Here is a 26,363-nt window from a genome sequence, read left to right on the forward strand (position 1 = left end):
ATTGTCTGATAAATTGTTAAAGAGCAGTGCCGCTTCGTTTTCGCTGCGGCGCGGGGTGTGCATATTACGCTTTCCCGCTTCAGAGTCAAGCGTTTATTTCGCTTTTCTCTGCTGACCCGGCGGCATGTGTGCCGTTGTTCCGTGTCAGTGGAGGCGCATTATAGGGAGTTATTCTGAAGTGACAAGCACAAAATACAAAAAACTTTTCGTTCGCTCACTTTTCAAACTTAACGCTTATTTATGTCGCGAATCGCCCGTTAAATGTGCAATTTCTCGCGCAAAACTGGCTACCTGCGACCAGTCGGTATAAACCACTTCTTTACGCGTGTCGGTTTCGCCCCCCGTCATCTTCATAATAAGACGGATCATAAAGCGGTCATACCAGCGGTAGCGAGGATAGCGCAGCGCGCCAGCAAAGACGGCGCACAGTTCTGGCTGCCACGGCGAGTTGAGTAAAAACTTGCGCGTGTAGCTGTTGGTCTGTGGCGTGCGCTTCTCGGGTTTACGCGCGACAAGATTGACCGAGTAGAACGCGCCGGGCAACGTATTGAGCTTCGCCGTATGCTTTTTCACAAAGCGATCCAGCGCCGGATGGAAATGCCCGTAACGAATAGATGCACCAATCACCACGCGATCGTACTCCTGCCAGGTAATCTGATCCGCACGGTTCAGGTTTACCACATCCGAGTAAATCCCCAGCTCTTTGAGTTCAGATGCCAGATAGGCGGCAATCTCACGCGTTTGCCCGTCTCGCGTAGAGAAAAGAATCAGTGTTTTCATCAACGGCTCCTTACTCGCGCCAGAATGTAGGGGTGAACAGTACCAGCAGCGTAAAGACCTCAAGACGACCAAACAGCATATTGGCGATGAGGATCCATTTCGCGACAGGGTTCATACTGGCAAAGTTATCCGCCACCACGCCCAGGCCAGGCCCGAGGTTATTCAATGTTGCGACGACGGACGCAAAGGCGGAGAAATCATCCACTCCCGTCGCGATAATCGCCAGCATACTGACGATAAAGACCAGCGCATACGCCGAGAAGAATCCCCACACCGCTTCGAGGATACGTTCCGGCAGCGCACGGTTCCCCAGCTTGATGCTGTAGACCGCGTTCGGGTGGACCAGACGCTTCAGCTCACGGTTGCCCTGCTTAAACAGCAGCAGAATACGGATCACCTTCAGACCACCGCCCGTCGACCCCGCACAGCCGCCGATAAACGCGGAACAGAGCAGAAGCACCGGCAGGAACAGCGGCCAACGGGCGATGCTGTCCGTGGTAAACCCGGCGGTTGTCGCCATCGATACCACCTGGAAGAAGGCCTGGTTTAGCGTGGTCAACGCGGAGTTATAGACATCATGGAACCAGAGCACCAGGGTACAGATAATTACCAGCGTCAGCTGGACGCCAATAAACATGCGGAACTCAGGGTCACGCCAGTATACCTTCAGGCTGCGCCCGCTCAGTAAAGAGAAATGCAGACCGTAGTTACAGCCAGAGATCAGCAGGAAAATGGCAATGATAGTGTTAATCGTTGGGCTGTCGAAGTAGCCCACGCTGGCATCGTGGGTAGAGAACCCGCCAATCGCAATCGTTGCAAAACTGTGCCCGATAGCATCAAACGCGGGCATCCCGGCAAACCATAGCGCCAGCGCACAGGCAACAGTCAGCAAGACATAAATCAGCCACAGGGTTTTCGCCGTCTCGGCAATACGCGGCCGCATCTTATTGTCTTTCAGCGGCCCGGGCATTTCCGCGCGATAAAGCTGCATCCCCCCGACGCCCAGTATAGGCAGGATAGCCACCGCCAGGACGATGATCCCCATACCGCCGAACCACTGCAGCATCTGACGATAAAAGAGAATCGCGTGCGGCAGCGAATCCAGTCCTACCAGCGTCGTCGCCCCGGTCGTCGTTAAGCCGGAGAAGGATTCAAAGAAGGCATCCGTGATGCTCAGGTTAGGCTGTTCAGAGAAGATAAAGGGCAGCGAACCGACGCTCCCCAGCACCGTCCAGAACAGCACGACGATCAGAAACCCTTCGCGAGATTTCAGTTCACCTTTCTGACGACGGTTCGGCCACCACAGCAGGGAGCCGATCGCCAGCGCGACAAAGAAGGTCTGGGTAAATGCCCGCCCCGCGCCGTCCCGGTAGATAAGCGCCACCAGTCCAGGGAGAATCATCGTCCCGGAAAAGAGTATGACCAGCAGTCCAACGATTCGGGTTATGGCACGAAAATGCATCTCTGCCGCTTCCTTTGGTATTCAAAAGTGAGGTGGGGATTATTCTTCAATCGGCAGCAATTGCAACGAACCACGACTAAAATCAGCGAGTTTTGCTGAAAAAGCAGCCAGTTCCGCCTGAGGAAGCGCCACGCGTAATTGCACCATTGCCTGATATTCACTGTGTGCGATGACACCGTTAAACTGCCGCAGCAGCGCTTCAATACCCGATAGCTGGGCGTAATCGCATAATAAAGTATATTCGGTAAGCGGCGTTTTGCGGGTAGTGACCAGCATATTAAGCGCCTGCTGCACGCCCCCGCCATAGGCTTTAACCAGCCCACCGGTGCCTAACAAAATGCCGCCGTAGTAGCGCACCACCACGGCGGTTATTTCGCCCACGCCGCTGCCCATTAGCTGGGAGAGCATGGGTTTACCGGCCGTGCCCGCCGGTTCACCGTCATCGGAAAACCCCAGCTGCTGCGAATCGTCCGGCGGCCCTGCTACCCACGCCACGCAGTGGTGACGGGCGTCAGGATGCTCAGCCCGGACGGACTCGACAAACGCTTTTGCCGCCTCTACGCCGTCGGTATGCGCCAGCAGCGTAATAAAGCGGCTTTTCTTGATTTCCTCAACAAAGGTGACCGGTTCAGCCGGTATTAGCCAGCTTTCCATCAGGCCAGCTTCAGGTCTCGCGTCATATTCTCGATACCGTTTTCGTGAATCACCACGTTATCTTCGATGCGAATACCGCCAAACGGCTTCAGCGCGTCAATTTTTTCCCAGTTGAAGTGCTTGCTGAACTGGCCTTCACGCCACGGCGCCAGCAGGGATTCGATAAAGTAGATCCCCGGCTCAATCGTCAGCACCATGCGCGGTTCCAGAATGCGGGTGCAGCGCAGGTAAGGATATTTAGACGGTGCCGCCAGGTGCGTACCGGTATCATCCTGCATAAAGCCCGCAACGTCGTGCACCTGCAGGCCCAGCGGGTGACCAATGCCGTGCGGCATGAAGGGCCCGGTCAGATCATTCTCGACCATCGCCTCTTCGCTCATGTCTTTCACAATCTGGTGCTTACGCAGCAGTTTGGCGATGCGCTGATGGAACTGGATGTGGTAATCCACATAGCTGGTGCCCGCCTTCATGGTGGCAATCAGCGCCAGCTGTTCATCGTTCACGTCTTTGATCAGCTGCGCGAACTCGGTGTCCGCATTCGCCGCCCAGGTGCGGGTCAGGTCGGCCGCGTAGCCGTTGTACTCTGCCCCTGCGTCCAGCAGGAAGCTGCGCATTTCCGACGGAACCTGGTGATCCAGTTTGGTGTAGTGCAGGACGGACGCGTGCTCGTTGAGCGCGACAATGTTGCTGTACGGCACGTCGGTATCGCGATGACCGGTGGCGGTCAGGTACGCCTGGTTGATATCGAACTCGCTCATGCCGGACTGGAAGGCTTCATGCGCCGCACGGTGACCGTTCACCGCGGTCTTTTGCGCTTCACGCATGCAGTAAAGTTCGTAGTCGGTTTTGTACGCGCGGTAATAGTGGAGGTAATCCAGCACCCCTTTCGGGTTGAGTTTGTCTGCCGCAATATCCAGGCCCAATGCACGCTCCGGAACAGGGCCAATATAGGCGATGTTGCCACGTGCGGCAGGCAGCTGGCCGCCAATACCGTCCGCTTTTGGCAGCGCAATGACCTCAATCTCTTCCGTCCAGAAAGAGGTCGGCAGCGGCTCAACGTTGTGCCAGTAATCGACCGGCAGGTAGAACCACAGTTTCGGCTTGTTCACGCCATCCACCAGCAGCCAGCAGTTGGGCACCTGCGTCACCGGCACCCACGCCTTAAACTGTGGGTTCACCTTGAACGGATAAGCGTGGTCATCCAGAAAGGTATTCATCAGCTCGCCGGAGTGGATCAGCAGCGCATCCAGCTTAAAGCGGGCCAGTACATCGCGGGTACGTTCCTGTAGGGTAACGATATGATTTTTATAAAGCGAAGCCAGTGAGTCCATCATTATTCCTTTCGTTTTTTGACCTCAAGTCATCGCATCTTAGCACACCTCACTCCGCCTGCGTGATTTCCACCGACCGTGATCAATGCAGCAATTTCTTAATGAGTAATTTGCATTTTATTAACATAAATCCCACACTCCGATTCATCTGGTATGACCAGATCCAATTGCTGGATTCAGGAGACTGACATGCTCTACAAAGGCGACACCCTGTACCTCAACTGGCTGGAAGATGGCATTGCCGAACTGGTGTTCGATGCCCCCGGCTCAGTGAACAAGCTTGATACCGCGACGGTGGCCAGTCTTGGCCAGGCGCTGGATGTTCTTGAAAAACAACCTGAATTAAAAGGGCTGCTGCTGCGTTCGAACAAAGCGGCCTTTATCGTCGGTGCCGATATCACCGAGTTCCTTTCGCTGTTCCTGGTCCCGGAAGAACAGCTGAGCCAGTGGCTGCACTTTGCCAACAGCGTCTTTAATCGTCTGGAAGATCTGCCTGTCCCGACTATTTCCGCCGTTAACGGCTATGCGCTGGGCGGTGGCTGCGAGTGCGTGCTGGCGACCGACTATCGCCTGGCGACGCCGGACCTGCGCATCGGCCTGCCGGAAACCAAGCTGGGCATTATGCCGGGCTTTGGCGGCTCCGTCCGTATGCCGCGCATGCTCGGTGCCGACAGCGCGCTGGAAATCATTGCCGCGGGTAAAGATGTCGGCGCAGAACAGGCGCAGAAAATTGGTCTGGTCGACGGAGTTGTAAAACCGGAGAAGCTTGTTGAAGGCGCACTCGCTATTCTGCGTCAGGCCATTAACGGCGATCTGGACTGGAAGGCCAAACGCCAGCCGAAGCTGGAGCCGTTAAAACTCAGCAAGATTGAAGCCACCATGAGCTTCACCATCGCCAAAGGCATGGTGATGCAGACGGCGGGTAAACACTACCCGGCGCCGATCACGGCGGTGAAAACCATTGAAGCGGCTGCCCGTTTCGGGCGCGATGAAGCGCTGAAGCTCGAAAATCAGAGCTTTGTCCCGCTGGCGCACACCAATGAGGCTCGCGCGCTGGTCGGTATCTTCCTGAACGATCAGTTTGTGAAAGGCAAAGCCAAACAGCTGACCAAAAACGTTGAGACGCCAAAACATGCGGCGGTACTCGGCGCGGGCATTATGGGTGGCGGCATCGCTTACCAGTCGGCCTGGAAAGGCGTGCCGGTGGTGATGAAAGACATCAACGAGAAATCCCTGACGCTGGGCATGACCGAAGCGGCCAAGCTGCTGAATAAACAGCTTGAGCGCGGCAAAATTGACGGTCTGAAGCTTGCAGGCGTGATTTCCACCATTCAGCCCGTGCTGGAATACAGCGGTTTTGATCGTGTCGACGTGGTGGTCGAAGCCGTCGTCGAGAACCCGAAGGTTAAAAAAGCGGTGCTGGCGGAAACAGAAGACAAGGTTCGCCCGGATACCGTACTGGCCTCTAACACCTCCACCATTCCAATCAGCGAGCTGGCGAGCGTGCTGAAGCGTCCGGAAAACTTCTGCGGTATGCACTTCTTCAACCCGGTACACCGTATGCCGCTGGTCGAAGTGATCCGTGGGGAAAAAACCTCCGACGACACCATCGCCAAAGTGGTGGCCTGGGCCAGCAAGATGGGCAAAACGCCGATCGTCGTTAACGATTGTCCGGGCTTCTTCGTCAACCGCGTGCTGTTCCCTTATTTCGCCGGTTTTAGCCAGCTGATGCGCGACGGCGCGGACTTCCGCAAAATCGACAAAGTGATGGAAAAACAGTTCGGCTGGCCGATGGGACCGGCGTATCTGCTGGACGTTGTGGGCATTGATACCGCCCACCACGCCCAGGCGGTAATGGCGGCAGGCTTCCCGCAGCGCATGCAGAAAGACTATCGCGACGCGATTGACGCGCTGTTCGACGCTAACCGCTTCGGTCAGAAAAACGGTCTGGGCTTCTGGCGCTATAAAGAAGACAGCAAGGGCAAACCGAAGAAAGAAGAAGACGCGGCAGTGGATAGCCTGCTGGCCGATGTCAGTCAGCCGAAACGCGACTTCACAGACGATGAGATCATTGCCCGCATGATGATTCCAATGATCAACGAAGTGGTGCGTTGCCTCGAAGAAGGCATTATCGCCAGCCCGGCGGAAGCGGATATGGCGCTGGTATACGGCCTGGGCTTCCCTCCGTTCCACGGCGGCGCGTTCCGCTGGCTGGACACACTCGGCAGCGCCCGCTATCTCGATATGGCTCAGCAGTATCAGCACCTCGGCCCGCTGTATGAAGTGCCGGAAGGGCTGCGTAACAAAGCGCGCCATAACGAACCCTACTATCCCGCAGTTGAGCCAGCCCGTCCGGTTGGCGAGCTGAAAACGGCTTAAGGAGTCACAATGGAAAAGGTTGTCATTGTTGATGCGATTCGCACCCCGATGGGCCGTTCAAAAGGCGGCGCGTTCCGTAACGTGCGTGCGGAAGACCTCTCCGCACACCTGATGCGTAGCCTGCTGGCGCGTAACCCGACGCTGGATCCGGCTGCGCTCGACGATATCTACTGGGGCTGCGTGCAGCAGACCCTGGAGCAGGGCTTCAACATCGCCCGCAACGCGTCGCTGCTGGCGGAGATCCCGCATTCGGTTCCGGCCGTCACCGTTAACCGCCTGTGCGGTTCATCAATGCAGGCGCTGCACGACGCGGCCCGCATGATCATGACCGGCGATGCCCAGGCTTGCCTGGTCGGTGGCGTCGAGCATATGGGTCACGTCCCGATGAGTCACGGGGTCGATTTCCACCCGGGGATGAGCCGCAACGTGGCGAAAGCTGCGGGGATGATGGGTCTGACCGCCGAGATGCTCTCCCGCCTGCACGGCATCAGCCGCGAAATGCAGGATGCCTTTGCCGCGCGTTCTCACGCTCGCGCATGGGCCGCCACGCAGTCTGGTGCCTTTAAGAACGAGATCATCCCTACCGGCGGCCACGATGCAGACGGCGTTCTGAAGCAGTTCAGCTACGACGAAGTCATCCGCCCGGAAACCACCGTCGAAGCGCTTTCCACGCTGCGTCCGGCGTTTGACCCCGTCACCGGTACGGTCACGGCAGGGACCTCGTCGGCGTTGTCCGACGGCGCCGCCGCGATGCTGGTAATGAGCGAAAGCCGCGCCCGCGAGCTGGGATTAACGCCTCGCGCTCGGGTACGCTCGATGGCGGTCGTGGGCTGCGATCCGTCGATCATGGGCTACGGCCCGGTTCCGGCTTCAAAGCTGGCACTGAAAAAAGCGGGCTTAACCGCCAGCGACATCGATCTCTTCGAGATGAACGAAGCGTTCGCCGCGCAGATCCTGCCGTGCATTAAAGATATGGGGCTGATGGAGCAGATCGACGAGAAGATTAACCTCAACGGCGGCGCGATCGCCCTCGGTCACCCGCTGGGCTGTTCCGGGGCGCGTATCAGCACGACGCTGATCAACCTGATGGAACGCAAAGATGCCCAGTTTGGTCTGGCAACGATGTGTATCGGGCTGGGTCAGGGTATCGCGACGGTGTTTGAGAGAGTGTAAGGCTATAACGTAGGCCCGATAAGCATCGCGCCATCGGGCTTTTGCCAGGAGGCGCTGCGCTTTCCCGGCCTACGAGAGGTACCTCGCCGCCAGTCGTGTCACTGGCGAAGAGAAACAGTTTAGTTGCCGTTCTTCCCGCCTGTCAGGGGCGGGTTTTTTATTTAAATGAAGGCAAACGCATCGCCAAACAGGCGGTCTTCACGCGCATCACGTTCGTTACAGAACAGATCGCGGGCGATTTTCGCCATCTCGAAACGCCCTGCAATGTAGATATCATGCCCCGCCAGTGTACCGTGATCCTGCAGCACTGCCGTCAGCACCGTCCCGCTTCGCCCGCGCCAGCCCTCTTCCGGCTGCTCAACCACCGGCTCAATGCGCAGGTTAGGATGGGTGACGCTCAGCGCTTCCAGTTCAGACAGGTCATACAGGTGTTTCTCTTCACGGCCACCCCAGTAGATCGTGATATCACGGTCAGGGTTACGCGCCAGGGCGGTCAACAGAATGGAGCGCACGTAGGAGAAGCCTGTACCACCGGCAATCAGGATCAGCGGACGGTCTTCGTCATCGCGCAGCCACGCATCACCGTGCGGAATATCCACTACGATCTCGCGCTCTTTCAGAATGCGGTCCATGACGGCCATCGCATACAGGTTAAGCTCTGACGCACCGATATGAAGCTCAATAAATTCCTGCTCCGCTGGCGTGGAGGCCATGGAGAAAGGACGCTTATCACGCTCATCCATCACGACCATCAGATACTGACCCGCGCGGAAAGAGAATGGCGCTTCTGGCACTAAACGGACGCGATATACGGTGTCGGTGATGGCATCTACCGAGGTCACTTTACAGCTTAAGGTTGTCATTCGCTCTCTCTGTCGGGAAGTCTATAGGGCTTAACGGTCAGCTCAGGGTTTACCGTTATTCATTATGGCCAGCTCGTCCCAGATCGCGTCAATGCGCGCGGTCACAGCAGGATCTTTTTTGATCGGGCGACCCCATTCACGGTCGGTTTCGCCAGGCCATTTATTTGTGGCATCCAGTCCCATCTTTGAGCCAAGACCGGAAACCGGCGAGGCAAAATCCAGATAATCAATCGGCGTGTTTTCGACTAACACCGTATCGCGCGCCGGGTCCATTCGCGTGGTAATGGCCCAGATTACGTCATTCCAGTCGCGGGCGTTAACGTCATCATCGCAGACAATAACAAATTTGGTATACATAAACTGGCGCAGGAAAGACCACACGCCCATCATCACGCGTTTAGCATGGCCTGGATACTGCTTCTTCATCGTGACCACCGCCATGCGATACGAGCATCCTTCAGGCGGCAGATAAAAATCAACAATTTCCGGGAACTGCTTTTGCAGGATCGGCACAAACACTTCATTCAGCGCCACGCCCAGTACCGCCGGTTCATCCGGTGGACGTCCGGTATACGTGGAGTGATAAATCGCATCTTCACGCTGCGTAATGTGCGTCACGGTAAACACCGGGAAGTTATCCACTTCGTTGTAATAGCCGGTGTGGTCGCCGTAAGGGCCTTCTGGCGCCATTTCCCCCTGCTCAATGTAACCTTCCAGCACAATTTCTGCACTGGCCGGGACTTCAAGATCGTTAGAGATACACTTCACGACTTCGGTTTTCGTTCCGCGCAGCAGGCCAGCAAAGGCATACTCCGAGAGCGTATCCGGTACAGGCGTGACGGCCCCGAGAATGGTGGCCGGATCGGCGCCCAGCGCAACGGACACCGGGAAACGTTCACCCGGATGCGCAGCACACCACTCCTGGAAATCCAGCGCGCCGCCGCGATGCGACAGCCAGCGCATAATAAGCTTATTCTTGCCAATCAACTGCTGGCGGTAAATACCGAGATTCTGGCGCTCTTTGTGCGGGCCGCGCGTAACGGTCAGTCCCCAGGTGATCAGCGGCGCGGCATCTTCCGGCCAGCACTGCATGATAGGGATTTTAGTCAAATCAACCGCATCGCCTTCCAGCACCTTCTGCTGGCACGGCGCGCCGCGCAGGCGTTTAGTGGGCATGTTCAGCACCTGCTTAAACTGCGGCAGCTTGTCGAAGAGATCGCGGAAGCCTTTCGGCGGCTCCGGCTCTTTCAGGAAGGCCAGCAGCTTACCGACTTCGCGCAGGGCCGTGACGTCTTCCTGCCCCATCCCCAGTGCGACGCGACGCGGTGTACCAAACAGGTTGCACAGCACCGGCATGGCGTACCCTTTCGGATTTTCAAACAGTAACGCGGGGCCACCGGCACGCAGGGTGCGGTCAGCAATTTCTGTCATCTCCAGATAAGGATCAACAGGAAGTGTAATACGTTTGAGTTCACCCTGCTTTTCCAGCAGCGTCAGGAAGTCGCGGAGATCGTGGTATTTCATGCAGTTAATCATGGCCTCTCTGTAAGCGCTTCATTATACGGCGTAAGCCTGCTTGATGCTGTAATTTTGTTAAATTAGCGTGAAGTTATGCGTTCTGTCCCATTTTCGCCCATTATAATCAACTTAGCGATCCCGCCAGGGTTTTGATATGCTTGCGCCCCGAACTAAGGGAAAGAGTGATTATGCAGGCCTGGTATTTACTGTATTGCAAACGCGGGCAACTTCAGCGCGCGCAGGAACATCTTGAACGTCAGTCTGTCAATTGCCTGACGCCCGTGATCACGCTTGAAAAAATGCAGCGCGGGAAGCGCACAACCGTGAGCGAGCCGTTGTTCCCGAACTACCTGTTCGTGGAGTTCGACCCGGAGGTGATCCACACCACCACCATCAGCGCCACGCGCGGCGTCAGCCATTTTGTTCGCTTTGGCGCTCACCCTGCGACGGTTCCCTCATCGGTGATCCACCAGCTGTCGATTTATCAGCAGCCCGAAGGCCTTACCGACCCGGAAACGCCCTACACGGGCGATAGTGTCGTGATTACTGAAGGGGCTTTCGAAGGCCTACAGGCGATTTTTGCCGAGCCGGACGGGGAAGCGCGCTCCATGCTGTTGCTTAATCTGCTGAACAAGCAGGTGCTGCAGAGCGTTAAAAACACCGACTTCCGTAAACTTTAAACGTTTATCCCGAACAGCTTACGCACGTTGTCATCCGTCTGTGCGGAAAGCCAGTGCGGATCCTCTCCGCGCCACGTCGCGACGCGCTCAACAATGTGCCCCAGATAAGCGGGCTCATTGCGTCGCGATGCCGGTTTGGGTTTCATATCGCGCGGCAGCAGATAAGGCGCATCCGTTTCAAGGAGCAACCGGTCAGCCGGGATCAAAGGCAACAGCTCCCTAAGCTCAAGCCCGCGGCGCTCATCGCAAACCCAGCCGGTAATCCCCAGATAAAGCCCGCGCTCCAGGCACTCCAGCGCCTCCTGCCGTGAGCCGGTAAAACAGTGCAGCACTGCGCCCGGCAGTTTCTCAAGCCACGGATCCAGCAGAGTCAGGAAACGCTCATGCGCGTCGCGGCAGTGCATAAATACGGGCATTTCAAGCTCTGCCGCCAGCGCAAGCTGGGCAGTGAACGCCTTTTCCTGCTCTTCAGGCGTGGAAAAGTTACGGTTGAAATCGAGGCCGCATTCGCCAATCGCCACCACTTCCGGTGTCTTCGCCAGCCTGCGCAGGATTTCACTGCTTTCCGGGGTCCACTGGCTGCTGTCATGTGGGTGTACGCCCGCGGTAGACCAACAGCGTTCGTAGCGTTGCGCCAGCTGCTGCGCCTGCTCGCTCTCATGCAGGTTGGTGCCCGTCAGCAGCAGTCCTTTCACCCCGGCGGCAAACGCGCGCGCAACCACCTCATCGCGATCTTTCGCAAACTGCGAGCTGGTCAGGTTAAGTCCGATATCAAACATGCGAATCCCCATATAACAACCGCCCTGACGGGCGGCTGGTTTTACTCTTCAGTGGTCTTGTCGGACGTCGCGTCTTCGTCATCCGACCGACGCCCTTTACCCACGTAGAACCGTGAGAAGAAGACGCCGACCTCAAACAGGCAGTACATCGGTATGGCCAGCAGCGTCTGGGAGAACACATCCGGCGGTGTCAGCAGCATGCCAACCACAAATGCGCCGACCAGGATATACGGACGCTTCTTACGCAGGTCATCCGGCGTGGTGACTCCTACCCAGCAGAGCAGCACAATGGCCACCGGTACTTCAAAGGCCACGCCGAACGCCATAAACAGCGCCATCACAAAGCTGAGGTAGCTGGCGATATCTGTCGACACCTGGACGCCTTCCGGCGCGGTATGCGTCAGGAAGCCGAAGGCCAGCGGGAAGACAACGAAATAGGCAAACGCCATGCCGATATAGAACAGCAGCGAACTGGACACCAGCAGCGGGATGACCAGCTTACGTTCGTGCTTATACAGTGCTGGCGCCACAAAGGCCCACACCTGGTACAGAATCACGGGCGCAGAGGCAATCAACGACACCCAAAAGGTCAGCTTGATGGGGGTAAAGAACGGAGAAGCAACGTCTGTTGCAATCATCGTTGCGCCCAGCGGCATCTGCTTGATCAGCGGCGCAGAAACCACCTGGTAGATATCGTTGGCGAAATAGACCAGGCATAGAAAAATAACGAGAACCGCAATAATGCAGTTTAACAGGCGCTTACGCAGCTCTATGAGGTGCGTAATCAGCGGTTGAGTATCATCTACAGCCATGTTTACGCTTTATCACTCGACGAGGGGGATGATTCGGAAACGGGCGCGGCGGGTTTTGCCTCGGCAGCGTTAACCACGGGCTTTTCCGGCTGCACCTGCTTTTTCACTTCGGTTTCCTGCGGCGTCTGTTCAGGCGCAGCAGCCTGATGTTCAGCGCTGGCAGGCGTTACGCCTTCACGCTGCTCTTCGCTGCCCTTCACCACCGGGTTATGGATGGTGTTCGCTTCATCGCTCGCTTTTTCAGGATCGTTAATGCTGTAGGAGCGCTTCATGGATTCCGCCGCTTCGCGCAGCTCATCCATTGACGCTTTCAGTTCCGGCGTCAGGTTATCCATGCTCGCCTTCTCAACCTTTTTCAGGCTTTCCTGAAATTCCTGCAGCTTAAGCTCCTGAGCCAGTTCATTCTGAACGGTCGATGCCAGCGATCTCAGCGCTCGAACCCAGCCCGCAACGGTTTTCACCGCCACCGGCAGACGCTGAGGCCCCAGCACGATCAGGCCAATCACAAAGACCAGCAGGAGCTCACTAAAACCAATGTCGAACACGACTTACACCTGCTCTTTATCGTGGCGTTTAGCGTCTTCCTTTTTGGCTTCTTCTTGCTTGTCGGAGATGGATTTAGCAGTAAAGTCAGCGTCCTGGCTGGTTTTATCCTGCTTGCTCTCATCATCGCTCATCGCTTTCTTGAAGCCTTTGATAGACGCGCCCAGATCGGAACCAATAGAACCGAGCTTTTTGGTGCCAAACAACAGCACGACGATGACGGCAATGATCAACAATTGCCAGATACTGATACCACCCATACACGTTCCTCAGGGATAGATGATTAATGAGTCAGGTCGCATTATACGTATGCGACCCGTCGATAGCGACGCAAACTCAGCGCGTTTTTCGCCATCCGGCAAGCCAGACAACCACCCCGGCGGCCATCAGCCAGGCGGGCATCATCTGCCACTCCGGGCGGTTGATCAGCAGCAGCGTACCGCTCAGCAGCAGCGTTGCGCCAATCCCAAAGAGATAGCGTGACTGCCCCTGACGAACACGGCTGGACTGAAGTTCGCGAGCGATTTTATCCATGCTGTGCTGAAGGTTCTTGCTCTGACGCAAACTGTCATAAACCAGTTCAGGAATTTCAGGCATTTTTTCTATCCAGAACGGGCCTTTCTCTTTCAGCGAGCGCACCAGCGCCGGAATACCCACCTGATCCTTAATCCAGGATTCAAGGAAAGGTTTCGCGGTCTTCCACAAGTCTAACTGAGGATAGAGCTGTCGGCCTACACCCTCAACGTAAAGTAATGTTTTCTGAAGTAAAACTAGCTGTGGCTGAACTTCCATATTAAAGCGGCGAGCCGTGTTGAACAGGTTCAACAGCACATGTCCGAAGGAGATTTCCGCCAGCGGTTTTTCAAAAATCGGTTCGCAAACGGTCCGGATCGCAAACTCGAACTCTTCGACGTTGGTGTCCGGCGGTACCCAGCCGGAATCGACGTGGAGCTCGGCCACCTTACGGTAGTCGCGGTTGAAGAACGCGATGAAATTCTCGGCCAGATAGCGTTTATCTTCTTTATTCAGCGACCCCACAATCCCGCAGTCGATACCGATATACTTCGGATCCTCAGGGTGCTCGTAGCTCACGAAGATATTGCCCGGGTGCATGTCCGCATGGAAAAAGCTGTCGCGGAACACCTGGGTGAAGAAGACCTGCACGCCACGCTCGGCCAACAGCTTCATGTTCGTTCCCTGCTTCTCCAGGGCCACCACATCCGAAACCGGAATACCGTAGATACGCTCCATCACCATCATGTTCTGGCTGCAGTAGTCAGAATAGACTTCAGGGACATAGAGCATCGGGCTGTTTTCAAAGTTGCGACGCAGCTGAATGGCGTTTGCCGATTCACGCAGCAGGTTAAGCTCATCAATCAGCGTTTTTTCATATTCCCGCACCACTTCCATTGGACGCAAACGACGTCCGTCCGGAAGCAGACGCGGCACCCAGCGCGCCAGACGATAAATCAGCTTCATGTCTGCTTTGATGATGGGCAGGATGTCCGGACGAATGACCTTAATAACCACTTCCTTGCCATTTTCTTTCAGGCGCGCGGTGTGTACCTGAGCGATAGAGGCCGATGCCAGTGGCTGAATATCGAAATCGTCAAACCAGGTCTCAATGGGAATGTTGCCCATCGCCTCTTCAATTTGCTTTTTCGCGCGCGCACCGTCAAACGGTGCGACGCGGTCCTGCAGCATCGCGAGTTCATCAGCAATCAGCGGCGGGAAGAGATCGCGGCGGGTCGAGAGCATCTGCCCGAACTTAATCCATACCGGACCGAGCTCCTGCAATGCGAGGCGCAGACGCTCACCCAGCGGCTGACCTTTATGGCGATTAGGCATCCAGAAGAGCATCCGCCGCCAGATGCGAAGCGGCAGCGTGATACGCATTTTGGGGATAAGCTCGTCGAGCCCGTAGCTCAAAAAGGTGCGAATAATGAAATAGAGGCGCCGAATTTCACCAGGCGTCATTTGCCCTCCAGTTTTTCCAGCCGTTTGGTTAAGGCATCAACCGCACGTTCAACAGCCGCGGTCTCTTCCGCAAACCATGCCACTTCCAGTGGACCGGGCGCCATTCGCCACTCCTCCGTCAGCACTTCCGCCGCATAGCGTTGCTGACGTTGCAGGCTTTTACGCGCAAAGGAGGTGCCACCCTGAAGGACTTTCCCGATACCTTCAGCGGCAATGTCGCCGATAAAAGGCGCGAGCAGCTCTGCCGGGTCGAACTCCGCAAGATCGGTGAGCGCAACGAAGTTCTGCACGACCTGAATGTCACCTTCCACTTCCAGTTCACCACTGCGGATAAGCGCCGTTAATTGCTGGCGATCGCGCAGTTTTGGCAGCACGCTCATGTGCGTGATGACCGAGCAGTCGGTGTCACCTTCCCACGCCCCCAGAACGTCAAGCTGGCGTTCGCTGAAGACCAGCACAAGCGGCGTCGAGAACTCTTTTAAAACAATACGTAATACCTTCCCGTTTAGCCGCTGACGCGCGGCTTTAAGCGCCGGAGCACGATAGAGAAAAGCATTCAGTACGTTTTCGATACCTGCGGTGACTAAGGGTTTAAAGGGCACGGGACACCTCCACTCAGAACTTGTAACCGCGATGCAGCGCGACGACACCCGCCGTCAGGTTGAAATATTCAACGTTCTCAAATTCTGCATCCTGCATCATGGCTTTTAATGTGTCCTGATCCGGGTGCATACGGATAGATTCCGCCAGATAGCGGTAGCTTTCCGCGTCGTTGGCCACCAGCTCACCGATGCGTGGCAGAACGTGGAAGGAATAGGCGTCGTAAGCTTTGCTCAGCGGCTCAATAATCGGTTTGGAGAATTCGAGCACCAGCAGGCGTCCACCCGGCTTCAGCACGCGATACATGGAGCGCAGCGCTTTTTCTTTGTCGGTCACGTTACGCAGACCGAAGGAGATCGTAATGCAGTCAAAGGTATTGTCCGGGAACGGCAGCGCTTCGGCATTTGCCTGCACATATTCCACATTCCCCACCACGCCGATGTTACGCAGCTTTTCGCGGCCCATTTTCAGCATGGAGTCATTAATATCGGCGAGGACAACGCGCCCGGTTTCGCCCACCAGACGAGAGAATTTTGCGGTTAAATCGCCCGTACCACCGGCTAAATCCAGCACCGTTTGTCCGCGACGCACGCCGCTACAGTCAATGGTGAAGCGCTTCCACAAGCGATGAATGCCGAACGACATCAGGTCATTCATCACATCGTACTTCGCCGCCACGGAATGAAATACGTGGGCCACCATGTCAGCTTTCTGCGCTTTGGCGACAGTCTGAAAGCCAAAGTGCGTTGTGTCTTGTGAATCGTCAGCCATCTTAGAGCCTGCTTATCAGTAAAATGTTCGTGAAGTGTAACAGATTGGGCGCGTTTGCCCTACGTTTCAACCACCGCGAAAGAAACGCGCCGGAGTCTCGTCTGGTGATAAATCCACCGCTAACGTGTTGTCTTCACTGTTTGTCTTTTGTTCGTCCGCCCCTTCACGCAGGCGAAATTCATCGTCCTGGGCGGTGGCCTGTTCCACCAATTCCGGATTAATCTCGCGTTTAACCTCTACCCCCAGGCTGCGGAATGATTCGGCCTGCGCCAGCAGATTGCCACGTCCCGAGGCGAGTTTTTTCATCGCCTGACGGTAGTTATCCTGTGCGCGGTCCAGGCTCTGCCCGACGGAGGACATGTCGTCCACGAAGAGGCGCATTTTGTCGTACAGCTTGCTGGCGCGGTCAGCAATCTGCTGCGCGTTGCGGCTCTGGTGCTCATAGCGCCACAGGTTCGCAATGGTGCGTAAGGCCACCAGCAGAGTGGTGGGGCTGACCAGCATAATGTTATTTTTGAGCGCTTCAGTGATGAGTTCAGGCTGCCTGTCGAGTGCCAGCAGAAACGCGGGCTCTACCGGAATAAACATCAGGACATAGTCTAGCGATCGCAGGCCAGGCAGTTGCTGATAGTCTTTTCTGCCGAGCAGGCGAATATGATTGCGCACGGAGGCAATGTGCTCCTGCAGCGCCGATTCGCGGGTGTAGTCGTCCTCCGCATTGAAGTAACGCTCATACGCCACCAGGGTCATCTTGGCGTCAATCACCACATCTTTGCCCTGGGGCAGCCGCACGATCACATCCGGCTGCATTCGCGAGCGGGCATCATTTTCAATACTCACCTGCGTTTCGTATTCGTACCCTTCCCGAAGGCCTGAAGCTTCCAGGACGCGGGTCAGCACCACTTCTCCCCAGTTGCCCTGGGTTTTGTTATCCCCTTTCAGCGCGCGGGTGAGGTTGACCGCCTCCTGCGCCATCTGGGCATTCAGCTGCTGGAGATTGCGAATTTCATGCGCCAGGGTATGCCGCTCGCGGGCTTCCTGACCAAAGCTGTCCTGTACCTGACGGCGGAAGCCGTCCAGCTGTTCACGCAGGGGCGTCAGCAGGCTGTTCAGGCTCTGGCGGTTCTGCTCGTCAACGCGGCGGTTGCTGTGCTCAAAAATGCGGTTCGCGAGGTTTTCAAACTGTTCGCTGAGGCGCTGCTCGCTGTTGATCATCTGGCGGATTTTATCTTCCGCATGCAGCTGAGTGGATTCCAGGCGGGTGGTCACTTCACGGAGATCGGCCTCCAGCGAGGTGTTGATATCGCGGAGATTGCGCAGCTCGTTGTTGAGCAGTTCACACTCGTCGCGCCAGTGTTCACTCAGGGCAAGCTGCTGCCTGGCCGCGCTTAAATCGGCGACGATCTCTTCGCGTTCAGCCAGCTGATCGGCCTTCTGCTGCGCATGCTGATAGCTTGACATCAGCCAGCCTATCGCCACGCCCGCCAGCGCAATCACCGCATAAATCAGGATTGAGATATCCACAATGCCCCCTGCATCAACGTATTACCCGCACAAAATAGAATTGTGCTGTATAAACGTCCAGTTTGAAAGGGTTTTCCTGCGAGGCGCTACGCAAAAAATAAAGGCCGAACGTGTCGGCCTTTGATTTCGAAGGGAGAGGACTAGATCAGGCGACGCGCCGCTTCCACCACGATTTTCACCGCATGACTTTCGGTCTGCTTCATGGTTTCGGCGTTCGGGATCTCCTGCTGGGTACGGTTGACGATGACGCCCGCCACCATACCGGCACGCAGACCCTGGCTTGCACACATGGTCAGCAGCGTGGCGGATTCCATTTCGTAGTTCATCACGCCCATCGACTGCCACTCTTCCATGGAGCCTTTGAAGCGGCTTACCACGCGGCCAGAGAAGGTGTCATAACGCTCCTGGCCCGGGTAGAAGGTATCGGACGAAGCGGTTACGCCCACGTGGGTGGTTGCACCCACAGATTTCGCGGCTTCAACCAGCGCGGTGGTGCACTCGAAATCTGCCACCGCCGGGAACTCCATCGGTGCAAAGTGGAGGCTTGCGCCATCCAGACGCACGGACGCGGTCGTCACCAGCACGTCGCCGACGTTGATATGCGGCTGAATAGCGCCAGTGGTACCGATACGCAGGAAAGTACGAATGCCCAGCTGTGCCAGCTCTTCAACAGCAATCGAAGTTGACGGGCCACCGATACCGGTAGAACACACGATCACGGCTTTACCATCCAGCTCTGCGCGCCAGGTGGTGAATTCACGATGGGCTGCCAGCTTAACCGGCTTATCCATCAGCGCGGCGATCTTTTCCACACGCTCCGGATCGCCAGGGACGATAGCGAGCGTAGCCCCTTGTAAATCGTTTTTAGTGAGGCCGAGATGAAAAACATCAGACTTAGACATAGGTGACTCCTCTGTGGGTCGGTTAGTCAGAAGAAGTAAAACGGTACTTTACAGAAGCAGTAAGCATAATTTCGTGACGCATCTCACCATGAATGAAAATGATTGCATCGAATTTCCATCAAAAAGTGATTTACATCACATTAACAAGTTATATCGTCAGGTGCTGCACAAAAGATAGACCGTTTAAGGCACTGTGAGTTGTTAACCTGGTGTCTATATTTACCTTTGCGCTAACTGATTGGTACGGAGAATGCCATGACTGAAAAAACCGGTTTTGCACCTGCTGCGGCCCCGCATGCCTCAACCATCGTCTCAACGTCTGAAGATGCCATCACCGCGGGTGAGACCTCTATTCCCACGCAGGGAGAGAACATGCCTGCTTACCACGCACGACCAAAATCGGCAGACGGCCCGCTGCCCATCGTGATCGTGGTACAGGAAATTTTCGGTGTTCACGAACACATTCGCGACCTCTGCCGCCGGCTGGCGCTGGAAGGTTATCTGGCCGTTGCGCCAGAGCTCTACTTCCGTCAGGGCGATCCGAACGACTACAGCGATATTCCCACCTTGCTCAGCAACCTGGTCAGCAAAGTCCCGGACGCGCAGGTGCTGGCCGACCTCGACCACGTCGCCAGCTGGGCGGCGCGCAACGGGGGCGATCCCCATCGTTTGCTGGTCACCGGTTTCTGCTGGGGCGGACGCATTAGCTGGCTGTATGCCGCGCATAACCCGCAGCTCAAAGCCGCTGTCGCCTGGTACGGCAAACTGGTGGGTGAAAAAACGCTGAATTCACCGAAACATCCGGTTGATATCGCCACCGAGTTAAATGCCCCCGTGTTAGGGCTTTACGGCGGTCAGGACAACGGTATTTCGCTGGATTCGGTAGAAACCATGCGCCATGCGCTCCGCGCGGCAAATGCGAAGGCGGAGATCGTGGTATACCCGGATGCCGGGCATGCGTATAACGCCGACTATCGTCCGAGCTATCACGCTGAATCGGCTAAAGATGGATGGCAGCGGATGCTTACGTGGTTCCGTCAGTACGGTGGTAAAAAAGGGTAAGCCTTTCCCATCATCATGACGCATAAGGAGTGCGTGTTATGGACAATTCCCTCGCGTTTCCACACGGTTTTTTATGGGGCGGCGCGATTGCCGCCAACCAGGCCGAAGGCGCATGGAACGTGGACGGTAAAGGGCCGTCCGTTGCCGACGCTGTCGCCTGGAAACCCAACCTCTCCGTGAAAGATTACAGCGGCCACATGGCCCTGACGGACGAGAATATCCGCGACGCGTTTGAAGGTAAAAATGATGCGCTGTACCCGAAACGCCGCGGCATCGATTTTTATCACCACTATAAAGACGACATCGCGCTGTTTGCTGAGATGGGTTTTAAGGTGCTGCGCGTATCCATTGCCTGGTCACGTATTTTCCCGACCGGAGAGGACGCCGAGCCAAACGAGGCCGGGCTGCAGTTTTATGAAGAACTGTTCCGCGAGCTGCGTCGTCATAACATCGAGCCGCTGGTCACCCTTTCCCACTACGAAATGCCGCTGGCGCTGAGTGAAAAATATAACGGCTGGGTGCATCGCAATGTGGTTGATGCCTTTGTTCGCTTCAGCAATGTTTGTTTCGACCGCTACAAAGAGCTGGTGCGTTACTGGCTAACCTTCAATGAAATAGACAGTATTCACCGCCATCCCTTTACGACCGCGGGTATTCGCGAAGAGAAAAGCGTGCCGGGCAACGCGAAACAGGATATCTATCAGGGTCTGCACCATCAGTTTGTCGCGTCTGCACTGGTCACGCGCGACTGCCACGCCAAAATTCCGGGCAGCCAGGTCGGGTGCATGCTGACGAAACTGACGACCTATCCGCACAGCTGCCGTCCGGAAGACGTTGAAGCCACGCTGAAGAAAAACCTGGAAAACTATTTTTATGCCGACGTGCAGGTATTTGGCGACTATCCCCCGCTGATCCTGCGCGATCTGGAACAACGAAATATCCATATTGAAATGCACCCTGACGATCGGCGTATTTTAAAGGCGCATACCGTCGATTTCGTCTCCTTCAGCTATTACATGTCGATGACCGAATCCACTCAGCCTGACGCCGAACGCATTCCCGGGAATACCGTTCTCGGTGTGAAAAACCCGTATCTGCCTGCGTCCGAATGGGGATGGCAGATTGATCCGCTTGGGTTGAAAATCTCGCTGCTGGAGCTGTATGACCGTTACCGGAAGCCGCTGTTTATCGTTGAAAACGGTCTGGGCGCGAAGGATGTGGTCGAAAACGGCAAGATCCACGATAGCTATCGAATCGACTACTTCCGCGCACACTTCGCGCAAACGCTGGCCGCGATTAATGAAGGCGTGGAGGTGATGGGGTTCACCACGTGGGGCTGTATCGACATCATTAGTGCGGGCACCTCGCAGATGTCCAAACGCTACGGTTTTATCTATGTCGATCAGGACGATGAAGGCAACGGTACGTTGAAACGGCTGAAAAAAGACTCCTTCTGGTGGTACCAAAAAGTGATTGCCAGCAACGGCGCAGATCTGAACTAAGCATGCGCATTCCAGGCCGGGCAGACGCCCGGCCATCGCGCGTCACAATTATGCCTGACGCAAATTCTGTGCTGCCTTCACCATGTTCGCCAGCGCGGCGCGGGTTTCCGGCCAGCCGCGGGTTTTCAGGCCGCAGTCCGGATTCACCCACAGGCGCTCAGCCGGAATGCGCTGGGCCGCTTTTTTCAGCAGGGCTTCAATCCACTCCACGCTCGGCACGTTCGGGGAGTGAATGTCATACACGCCCGGTCCGATTTCGTTCGGGTACTCGAACTCTTCGAACGACTCCAGCAGCTCCATGTCTGAGCGCGACGTCTCAATGGTGATCACGTCAGCGTCCAGCGCAGCAATCGAATCCATGATGTCGTTAAATTCGCAGTAACACATGTGGGTGTGGATCTGCGTGTCGTCCTTCGCCACCGCGGCGTTGATGCGGAATGCCTCCACGCCCCACTTCAGGTAGGCATCCCAGTCGCTGCGGCGCAGCGGCAGACCTTCGCGCAGGGCCGGTTCGTCAATCTGGATGATGCCTATGCCTGCAGCTTCCAGATCTGCCACTTCATCACGCAGCGCCAGCGCGATTTGCTTCGCGATGGTTTCACGGGTTACGTCTTCGCGCGGGAAGGACCAGCAAAGAATGGTCACCGGACCGGTGAGCATGCCTTTCACCGGCTTGTCGGTCAGAGACTGCGCGTATTTCGCCCACTCCACGGTGATCGCTTCCGGACGGCTGACGTCGCCGATGACCACCGGCGGCTTCACGCAGCGGGAGCCGTAGCTCTGCACCCAGCCATTCTGGGTAAACACAAAGCCGTCGAGATGCTCACCGAAGTACTCCACCATGTCGTTACGCTCGGCCTCACCGTGCACCAGCACGTCCAGCCCCAGCCGCTCCTGCTCGATAATCGCCTGCTTGATGTGTTCGGCGATACCGGTGCGGTAGTGATTCGCATCCAGCTTGCCCTTTTTGAAGTCCAGACGCAGGCCACGGATTTCGGTGGTTTGTGGGAAGGAACCGATGGTGGTGGTCGGCCACGCAGGCAGGTTGAAGCGGGCACGCTGCGCTTCGGCGCGCACCTCATATGGGCTCTGACGCTGGCTGTCCTGGGCGGTGATGGCCGTCAGGCGTTTTTCCACCGCCGGGTTATGCACGCGCGCCGAGTGACGACGTGCCTGGATCGGCGCGCTCCATGCGCTGATCGCCGCCGTGTCGCCGCTGTTCAGCGCATCGCGCAGCAGCGTCAGCTCTTCACATTTTTGCAGGGCGAAGGCAAACCAGCTTTTCACCTCAGCATCAAGACGGGTTTCCACGCTCAAATCGATCGGGCTGTGCAGCAGGGAGCAGGACGAGGCCACCCACAGCTCACGTTTGCCGACGATGTCCTTAATCTGCGCGTATTTCTCGGTCAGATCGGCGCGCCAGACGTTACGACCGTTAACCAGACCCGCGGAGAGCAGCCAGTCTGCGGGCAGTCGCTTGTGCAGTTCCGCGACATCGTCTTTGCCGTGAACCAGGTCAACGTGCAGGCCCTGAACCGGCAACGCGGTAATGGTGTTCAGGTTCGGCGTGACGCCCTCAAAATAGGTGGTCAGCAGCAGCTTCACCTGCCCCGCCAGCGCGTCGTACGCCGGTTTGAAGGCATCAAGCCAAACCTTGGGCAGTTCGAGCACCAGCGCCGGCTCGTCGATTTGCACCCACTGAATGCCGCGCTTGCCCAACTCAATCAGCACCTGTTTATAGACCGGCAGAATATCCTTCAGCAGGCTGAGCCGGTCAAACTGCTCGCCTTTTACTTTGCCCAGCCACAGGTACGTTACCGGCCCAAGCAGCACGGGTTTCACCTGGTGGCCCAGCGCCAGCGCTTCGTCCACTTCATCCAGAAGCTGCGTCCAGGTCAGCCTGAACTGCTGACCTTTTACGAACTCCGGCACCATATAGTGATAGTTAGTGTTAAACCATTTAGTCATTTCCGCCGCTGCCGCTGGCTCACCCGTTGGCGCACGGCCACGGCCGATGCGGAACAGAGTATCGATATCTACCGATCCATCTTTGTTCTGATGACGAGCCGGCACGTTGCCAAGCAGCAGGCTGGTCGTCAGAACATGGTCGTACCAGGCGAAATCGCCCACCGGCAGCAGGTCAATCCCCGCCTGTTTTTGCTGATCCCAGTGACGGGCGCGCAGCTCGCGTCCCACTGCCAGCAGTTCTTCACGGGTGGCGTTACCCGCCCAGTAACTTTCTTGCGCTTTTTTCAGCTCGCGACGCAGGCCAACGCGAGGGAAACCGAGTGTGTGATTGCGGATTGTCATGGTGTGCCCCTTATGAAATTCGTTATTTAGACGTCCAGATGTTTACACATCTATAATTGGCAGGTACTGTATATTCCTCAAGCGCAAAATGTTCATGGCGAAGTGAAGGACTTTCATGATCGAGATAAAACACCTGAAAACGCTACAAGCGTTGCGGAACTGCGGCTCGCTCGCGGCGGCGGCGGCCACGCTGCACCAGACCCAGTCCGCCCTTTCTCACCAGTTCAGCGATCTGGAACAACGCCTCGGCTTCCGTCTTTTTGTGCGCAAGAGCCAGCCGCTGCGCTTTACGCCCCAGGGCGAGATCCTGTTGCAGCTGGCGAATCAGGTCCTGCCGCAAATCGCCAGCGCGCTCCAGGCGTGCAACGAACCGCAGCAGACCACGCTGCGTATCGCCATTGAGTGCCATAGCTGTATTCAGTGGCTGACCCCCGCGCTTGAGAACTTCCGCCAGAAGTGGCCGCAGGTGGAGATGGACTTTAAATCCGGCGTGACGTTCGACCCGCAGCCCTCGCTGCAGCAGGGCGAGCTGGATCTGGTGATGACGTCCGATATTCTGCCGCGCAGCGGCCTGCACTATTCGCCGATGTTTGATTATGAAGTACGCCTGGTACTGGCGCCGGATCATCCGCTGGCGGCCAAAACGCGCATCACGCCGGAAGACCTGGCGACGGAAACGCTGCTGATTTACCCGGTTCAGCGCAGTCGTCTGGATATCTGGCGACACTTCCTGCAGCCCGCGGGCATCAGTCCGCAGCTAAAAAGCGTGGATAACACCCTGCTGTTGATTCAGATGGTGGCGGCCAGAATGGGTATCGCGGCGCTGCCGCACTGGGTGGTAGAGAGCTTTGAACGCCAGGGTCTGGTGGTGACCAAAACCCTGGGTGAAGGACTGTGGAGCCGACTGTACGCCGCCGTGCGCGATGGCGAGCAGCGTCAGCCGATTACGGAGGCGTTTATTCGCTCAGCGCGGAACCACGCGTGCGACCATCTTCCGTTTGTGCGGAGCGCGGAGCGACCCAGCGGCGATGGACCCACAGCGAAGCCAGGATCACCGCTCCCCCAATAAGGAAGCTCGGCCAGTGCGGCTGTTGCTGCCAGATGGCAAGGTTGACCAACAACCCAGCCGGGACATGCACGTTGTTCATGATCCCCAGCGTACCGGCGTCGACCTGCGTCGCGCCGTAATTCCACATGAAGTACCCCAACCCGGAAGCCACGACGCCCAGCCAGATCAGCACGCCCCACTGCACGGGGGTAGTCGGCAGCTTTTGTGGGTTACCGAGCATAAACCACGCCGCCACCGCGACCATCGCGGCCCCCATGTAGAACCAGGCGAACGCGTTATGCTGCGGCATCGGACGGGTTTCCATCAGGCGTTTGTAGCCCACCATGCCGATGGCGAAACTGATATTGGCGAGCTGGACGAACATCAGCCCGGTCCAGAAGTGATCGCTCACTTTGTCGTAGCGAATAATCGCCGCGCCGATCACCGCCAGCGCCGCGCTCAGCAGGTATCCCCAGCGCAGACGGCGTTTACTCAGCAGATCGTAAATCAGCGTGATGTAGAGCGGCGTCAGCACGGTAAAGAGCAGGAATTCCGAGACGGACAAATAGACGTAAGCCCGGAAGCTGAACAGGTACATGATGCCGAGCTGCATCGCCCCCACCAGCATGTACAGCACAATCGTTTTCAGCGACTGTCCGCGCGTGCGCAGAAACGGCAGGAACACCAGCGCCGCCAGCCCTACGCGCATCAGCACCGAGAAGTAGCTGTCGACTGAACCGGCAAGATATTCGCCAATCAGGCTAAAGGAGAAGGCCCACAGGATAGTGGTGATAATGAGTAGCGCCACAATGCTTGTCTCTCAGAAAGAAGGACAGGCATTGTAGCGAACTCTTTAGTTGACATCTGAGCAATAAACAATCAAATGAAGATTATTCAAGGAACAGCTTGCGCAGGTATTTCGGTACCGCGTTGTCAGCATTAGAACCAATCACCTCCAGCTCCGGGTGCAGATCTTTCAGACGCTGATGCGCGTTCTGCATGATGCAGCCCTTGCCCGCCATCGACAGCATTTCGGCATCGTTCATGCCGTCACCTAAGGCGATACAGTCTTTCAGCTCGAAGCCCAGACGTTTCGCGACCGCCTCCAGGGCGTGGCCTTTGGAGACACCTCCCGCCATCACTTCCAGACAGGTGAGCGTTGAGAAGCTGACGTTAACACGATCGCCCCAGCGGGCATTGATCGCCTGTTCCAGCGGGAGCAGTTCTTCGTGGCTGTCGCAGGTGAAGAACACCTTACTGATCCCCTCTGGCTCAAGAAGGCCCGGCTCGTACAGGGAGTAGTTAAATACCGCTTCTTTGAAGAAACGCATTTCATCCGGACGGTGGCGGTTCATGAACCAGTCGTCGTCACGGTAAACGTTCGTGACGATAGCCGGATTATTGTGCACCACGCCAAACAGATCGGCGGCAATATCGCGATCCAGGTTGTGGGTGAAGATCAGGTTGCCGTCGGTATCATGCACGCGCGCACCGTTGGAGGTGATCATGTACGATTTGATCTCAAGATTATCGCGGATCTGCCCCACGTCGACATGGTGGCGGCCGGTGGCAAACACAAAGTTCACGCCCCGTGCCGTCAGCAGCTTTAGGGTCTCTTTCGCGTAAGGCGACAGGGTGTGGTCAGGGGAAAGCAGCGTGCCATCTAAATCAGATGCAACAACCTGGTACATAG

24 protein-coding genes are annotated in these 26,363 nt (G+C 56.6%); 6 read left to right on the forward strand and 18 right to left on the reverse strand.

The genetic code is table 11. From position 1 onward, the window contains the following. Positions 1-234: 234 nt before the first annotated feature. Genes hemG through pepQ form a run of 4 tightly spaced genes read right to left on the reverse strand, consistent with a single transcriptional unit; the run spans position 235 to position 4,227 of the window. Complete coding sequence (gene hemG, locus ACMWJS_RS19970) at positions 235-780, reverse strand: menaquinone-dependent protoporphyrinogen IX dehydrogenase (protein WP_229226712.1); 546 nt, start codon at positions 778-780, stop codon at positions 235-237. Between the two features lie 10 nt (positions 781-790). Next, a complete protein-coding gene (gene trkH / locus ACMWJS_RS19975; protein WP_023309600.1) occupies positions 791-2,242 on the reverse strand; it encodes a Trk system potassium transporter TrkH in 1,452 nt (483 codons plus the stop codon). A 39-nt stretch (positions 2,243-2,281) separates the two neighbouring features. Then, the gene (locus tag ACMWJS_RS19980; RefSeq protein WP_024908007.1) at positions 2,282-2,896 is read right to left on the reverse strand and encodes an IMPACT family protein; all 615 of its coding nucleotides are present in this window, start codon (positions 2,894-2,896) and stop codon (positions 2,282-2,284) included. Further along, positions 2,896-4,227, reverse strand: a complete 1,332-nt coding sequence (gene pepQ / locus ACMWJS_RS19985; RefSeq protein ID WP_104949907.1) for a Xaa-Pro dipeptidase — start codon at positions 4,225-4,227, stop codon at positions 2,896-2,898. The genes ACMWJS_RS19980 and pepQ overlap by 1 nt, the downstream gene beginning before the upstream one ends. Positions 4,228-4,416: 189 nt before the next feature. Between pepQ and fadB the strand changes: the two genes are divergently transcribed. Both fadB and fadA read left to right on the forward strand, forming a co-directional pair. Next, positions 4,417-6,606 (forward strand): fatty acid oxidation complex subunit alpha FadB, encoded by a 2,190-nt coding sequence (gene fadB, locus ACMWJS_RS19990; protein ID WP_414747464.1) that lies wholly within the window; start codon positions 4,417-4,419, stop codon positions 6,604-6,606. 9 nt (positions 6,607-6,615) lie between these two features. Then, positions 6,616-7,779 (forward strand): acetyl-CoA C-acyltransferase FadA, encoded by a 1,164-nt coding sequence (gene fadA, locus ACMWJS_RS19995; RefSeq protein ID WP_414747465.1) that lies wholly within the window; start codon positions 6,616-6,618, stop codon positions 7,777-7,779. A 161-nt stretch (positions 7,780-7,940) separates the two neighbouring features. Here fadA and fre read toward each other — a convergent pair whose 3' ends face one another. Together fre and ubiD are read right to left on the reverse strand one after the other, a co-directional pair. Continuing rightward, complete coding sequence (fre, locus tag ACMWJS_RS20000) at positions 7,941-8,642, reverse strand: NAD(P)H-flavin reductase (protein ID WP_008501516.1); 702 nt, start codon at positions 8,640-8,642, stop codon at positions 7,941-7,943. Positions 8,643-8,684: 42 nt separating this feature from the next. Further along, entirely contained in the window at positions 8,685-10,175 is a 1,491-nt protein-coding gene (gene ubiD / locus ACMWJS_RS20005; RefSeq protein WP_196347471.1) for a 4-hydroxy-3-polyprenylbenzoate decarboxylase, read from the reverse strand. A gap of 173 nt (positions 10,176-10,348) precedes the next feature. Here ubiD and rfaH point away from each other — a divergent pair, with 173 nt between their 5' ends. Then, positions 10,349-10,840: a transcription/translation regulatory transformer protein RfaH gene (rfaH, locus tag ACMWJS_RS20010; RefSeq protein WP_028015881.1), complete on the forward strand. Its 492-nt coding sequence runs from the start codon at positions 10,349-10,351 to the stop codon at positions 10,838-10,840. Here rfaH and tatD read toward each other — a convergent pair. From tatD to udp, 9 genes are all read right to left on the reverse strand, one after another. Continuing rightward, positions 10,837-11,619 (reverse strand): 3'-5' ssDNA/RNA exonuclease TatD, encoded by a 783-nt coding sequence (gene tatD / locus ACMWJS_RS20015; protein ID WP_414747466.1) that lies wholly within the window; start codon positions 11,617-11,619, stop codon positions 10,837-10,839. The genes rfaH and tatD overlap by 4 nt on opposite strands. A 41-nt stretch (positions 11,620-11,660) precedes the next feature. Beyond that, a complete protein-coding gene (tatC, locus tag ACMWJS_RS20020; RefSeq protein ID WP_045909218.1) occupies positions 11,661-12,431 on the reverse strand; it encodes a Sec-independent protein translocase subunit TatC in 771 nt (256 codons plus the stop codon). A 2-nt stretch (positions 12,432-12,433) separates the two neighbouring features. Then, positions 12,434-12,976: a Sec-independent protein translocase protein TatB gene (gene tatB, locus ACMWJS_RS20025; RefSeq protein ID WP_008501521.1), complete on the reverse strand. Its 543-nt coding sequence runs from the start codon at positions 12,974-12,976 to the stop codon at positions 12,434-12,436. Between the two features lie 3 nt (positions 12,977-12,979). Beyond that, complete coding sequence (gene tatA, locus ACMWJS_RS20030; RefSeq protein WP_020882874.1) at positions 12,980-13,234, reverse strand: Sec-independent protein translocase subunit TatA; 255 nt, start codon at positions 13,232-13,234, stop codon at positions 12,980-12,982. Positions 13,235-13,310: 76 nt separating this feature from the next. Beyond that, positions 13,311-14,951 (reverse strand): ubiquinone biosynthesis regulatory protein kinase UbiB, encoded by a 1,641-nt coding sequence (gene ubiB / locus ACMWJS_RS20035; RefSeq protein ID WP_045909219.1) that lies wholly within the window; start codon positions 14,949-14,951, stop codon positions 13,311-13,313. After that, entirely contained in the window at positions 14,948-15,553 is a 606-nt protein-coding gene (ubiJ, locus tag ACMWJS_RS20040) for a ubiquinone biosynthesis protein UbiJ (RefSeq protein ID WP_414747467.1), read from the reverse strand. The genes ubiB and ubiJ overlap by 4 nt, the downstream gene beginning before the upstream one ends. Before the next feature lie 13 nt (positions 15,554-15,566). Continuing rightward, positions 15,567-16,322, reverse strand: a complete 756-nt coding sequence (gene ubiE, locus ACMWJS_RS20045) for a bifunctional demethylmenaquinone methyltransferase/2-methoxy-6-polyprenyl-1,4-benzoquinol methylase UbiE (RefSeq protein ID WP_023309612.1) — start codon at positions 16,320-16,322, stop codon at positions 15,567-15,569. Positions 16,323-16,388: 66 nt separating this feature from the next. Beyond that, positions 16,389-17,846 carry a DNA recombination protein RmuC gene (rmuC, locus tag ACMWJS_RS20050; protein ID WP_024907997.1) on the reverse strand — a complete coding sequence of 486 codons (1,458 nt, stop codon included), beginning with the start codon at positions 17,844-17,846 and terminating at the stop codon, positions 16,389-16,391. 140 nt (positions 17,847-17,986) lie between these two features. Further along, complete coding sequence (gene udp / locus ACMWJS_RS20055) at positions 17,987-18,748, reverse strand: uridine phosphorylase (protein ID WP_003860792.1); 762 nt, start codon at positions 18,746-18,748, stop codon at positions 17,987-17,989. A gap of 255 nt (positions 18,749-19,003) precedes the next feature. On the opposite strand from udp, the gene ACMWJS_RS20060 reads away from it, so the two are divergent. Both ACMWJS_RS20060 and ACMWJS_RS20065 read left to right on the forward strand, forming a co-directional pair. Beyond that, positions 19,004-19,810, forward strand: a complete 807-nt coding sequence (locus tag ACMWJS_RS20060) for a dienelactone hydrolase family protein (protein WP_414747468.1) — start codon at positions 19,004-19,006, stop codon at positions 19,808-19,810. 38 nt (positions 19,811-19,848) lie between these two features. Then, positions 19,849-21,312: a glycoside hydrolase family 1 protein gene (locus ACMWJS_RS20065; RefSeq protein ID WP_414747469.1), complete on the forward strand. Its 1,464-nt coding sequence runs from the start codon at positions 19,849-19,851 to the stop codon at positions 21,310-21,312. A gap of 48 nt (positions 21,313-21,360) precedes the next feature. On the opposite strand, the gene metE is transcribed toward ACMWJS_RS20065, so the two are convergent. After that, positions 21,361-23,622, reverse strand: coding sequence for a 5-methyltetrahydropteroyltriglutamate--homocysteine S-methyltransferase (gene metE / locus ACMWJS_RS20070; protein WP_414747470.1), 2,262 nt, complete (start codon positions 23,620-23,622; stop codon positions 21,361-21,363). 115 nt (positions 23,623-23,737) lie between these two features. Between metE and metR the strand changes: the two genes are divergently transcribed. Continuing rightward, entirely contained in the window at positions 23,738-24,691 is a 954-nt protein-coding gene (gene metR, locus ACMWJS_RS20075) for an HTH-type transcriptional regulator MetR (protein WP_024907993.1), read from the forward strand. Here metR and ACMWJS_RS20080 read toward each other — a convergent pair. Next, entirely contained in the window at positions 24,579-25,478 is a 900-nt protein-coding gene (locus tag ACMWJS_RS20080) for a carboxylate/amino acid/amine transporter (RefSeq protein ID WP_045909224.1), read from the reverse strand. The two genes, metR and ACMWJS_RS20080, sit on opposite strands and share 113 nt — an antisense overlap. 82 nt (positions 25,479-25,560) lie before the next feature. Then, entirely contained in the window at positions 25,561-26,361 is an 801-nt protein-coding gene (gene yigL / locus ACMWJS_RS20085) for a sugar/pyridoxal phosphate phosphatase YigL (RefSeq protein ID WP_414747471.1), read from the reverse strand. Positions 26,362-26,363 lie beyond the last annotated feature (2 nt).

Source organism: Enterobacter sp. HK-058-C-ECC, from assembly GCF_047531125.1.
GTDB classification, from domain to species: domain Bacteria; phylum Pseudomonadota; class Gammaproteobacteria; order Enterobacterales; family Enterobacteriaceae; genus Enterobacter; species Enterobacter quasiroggenkampii.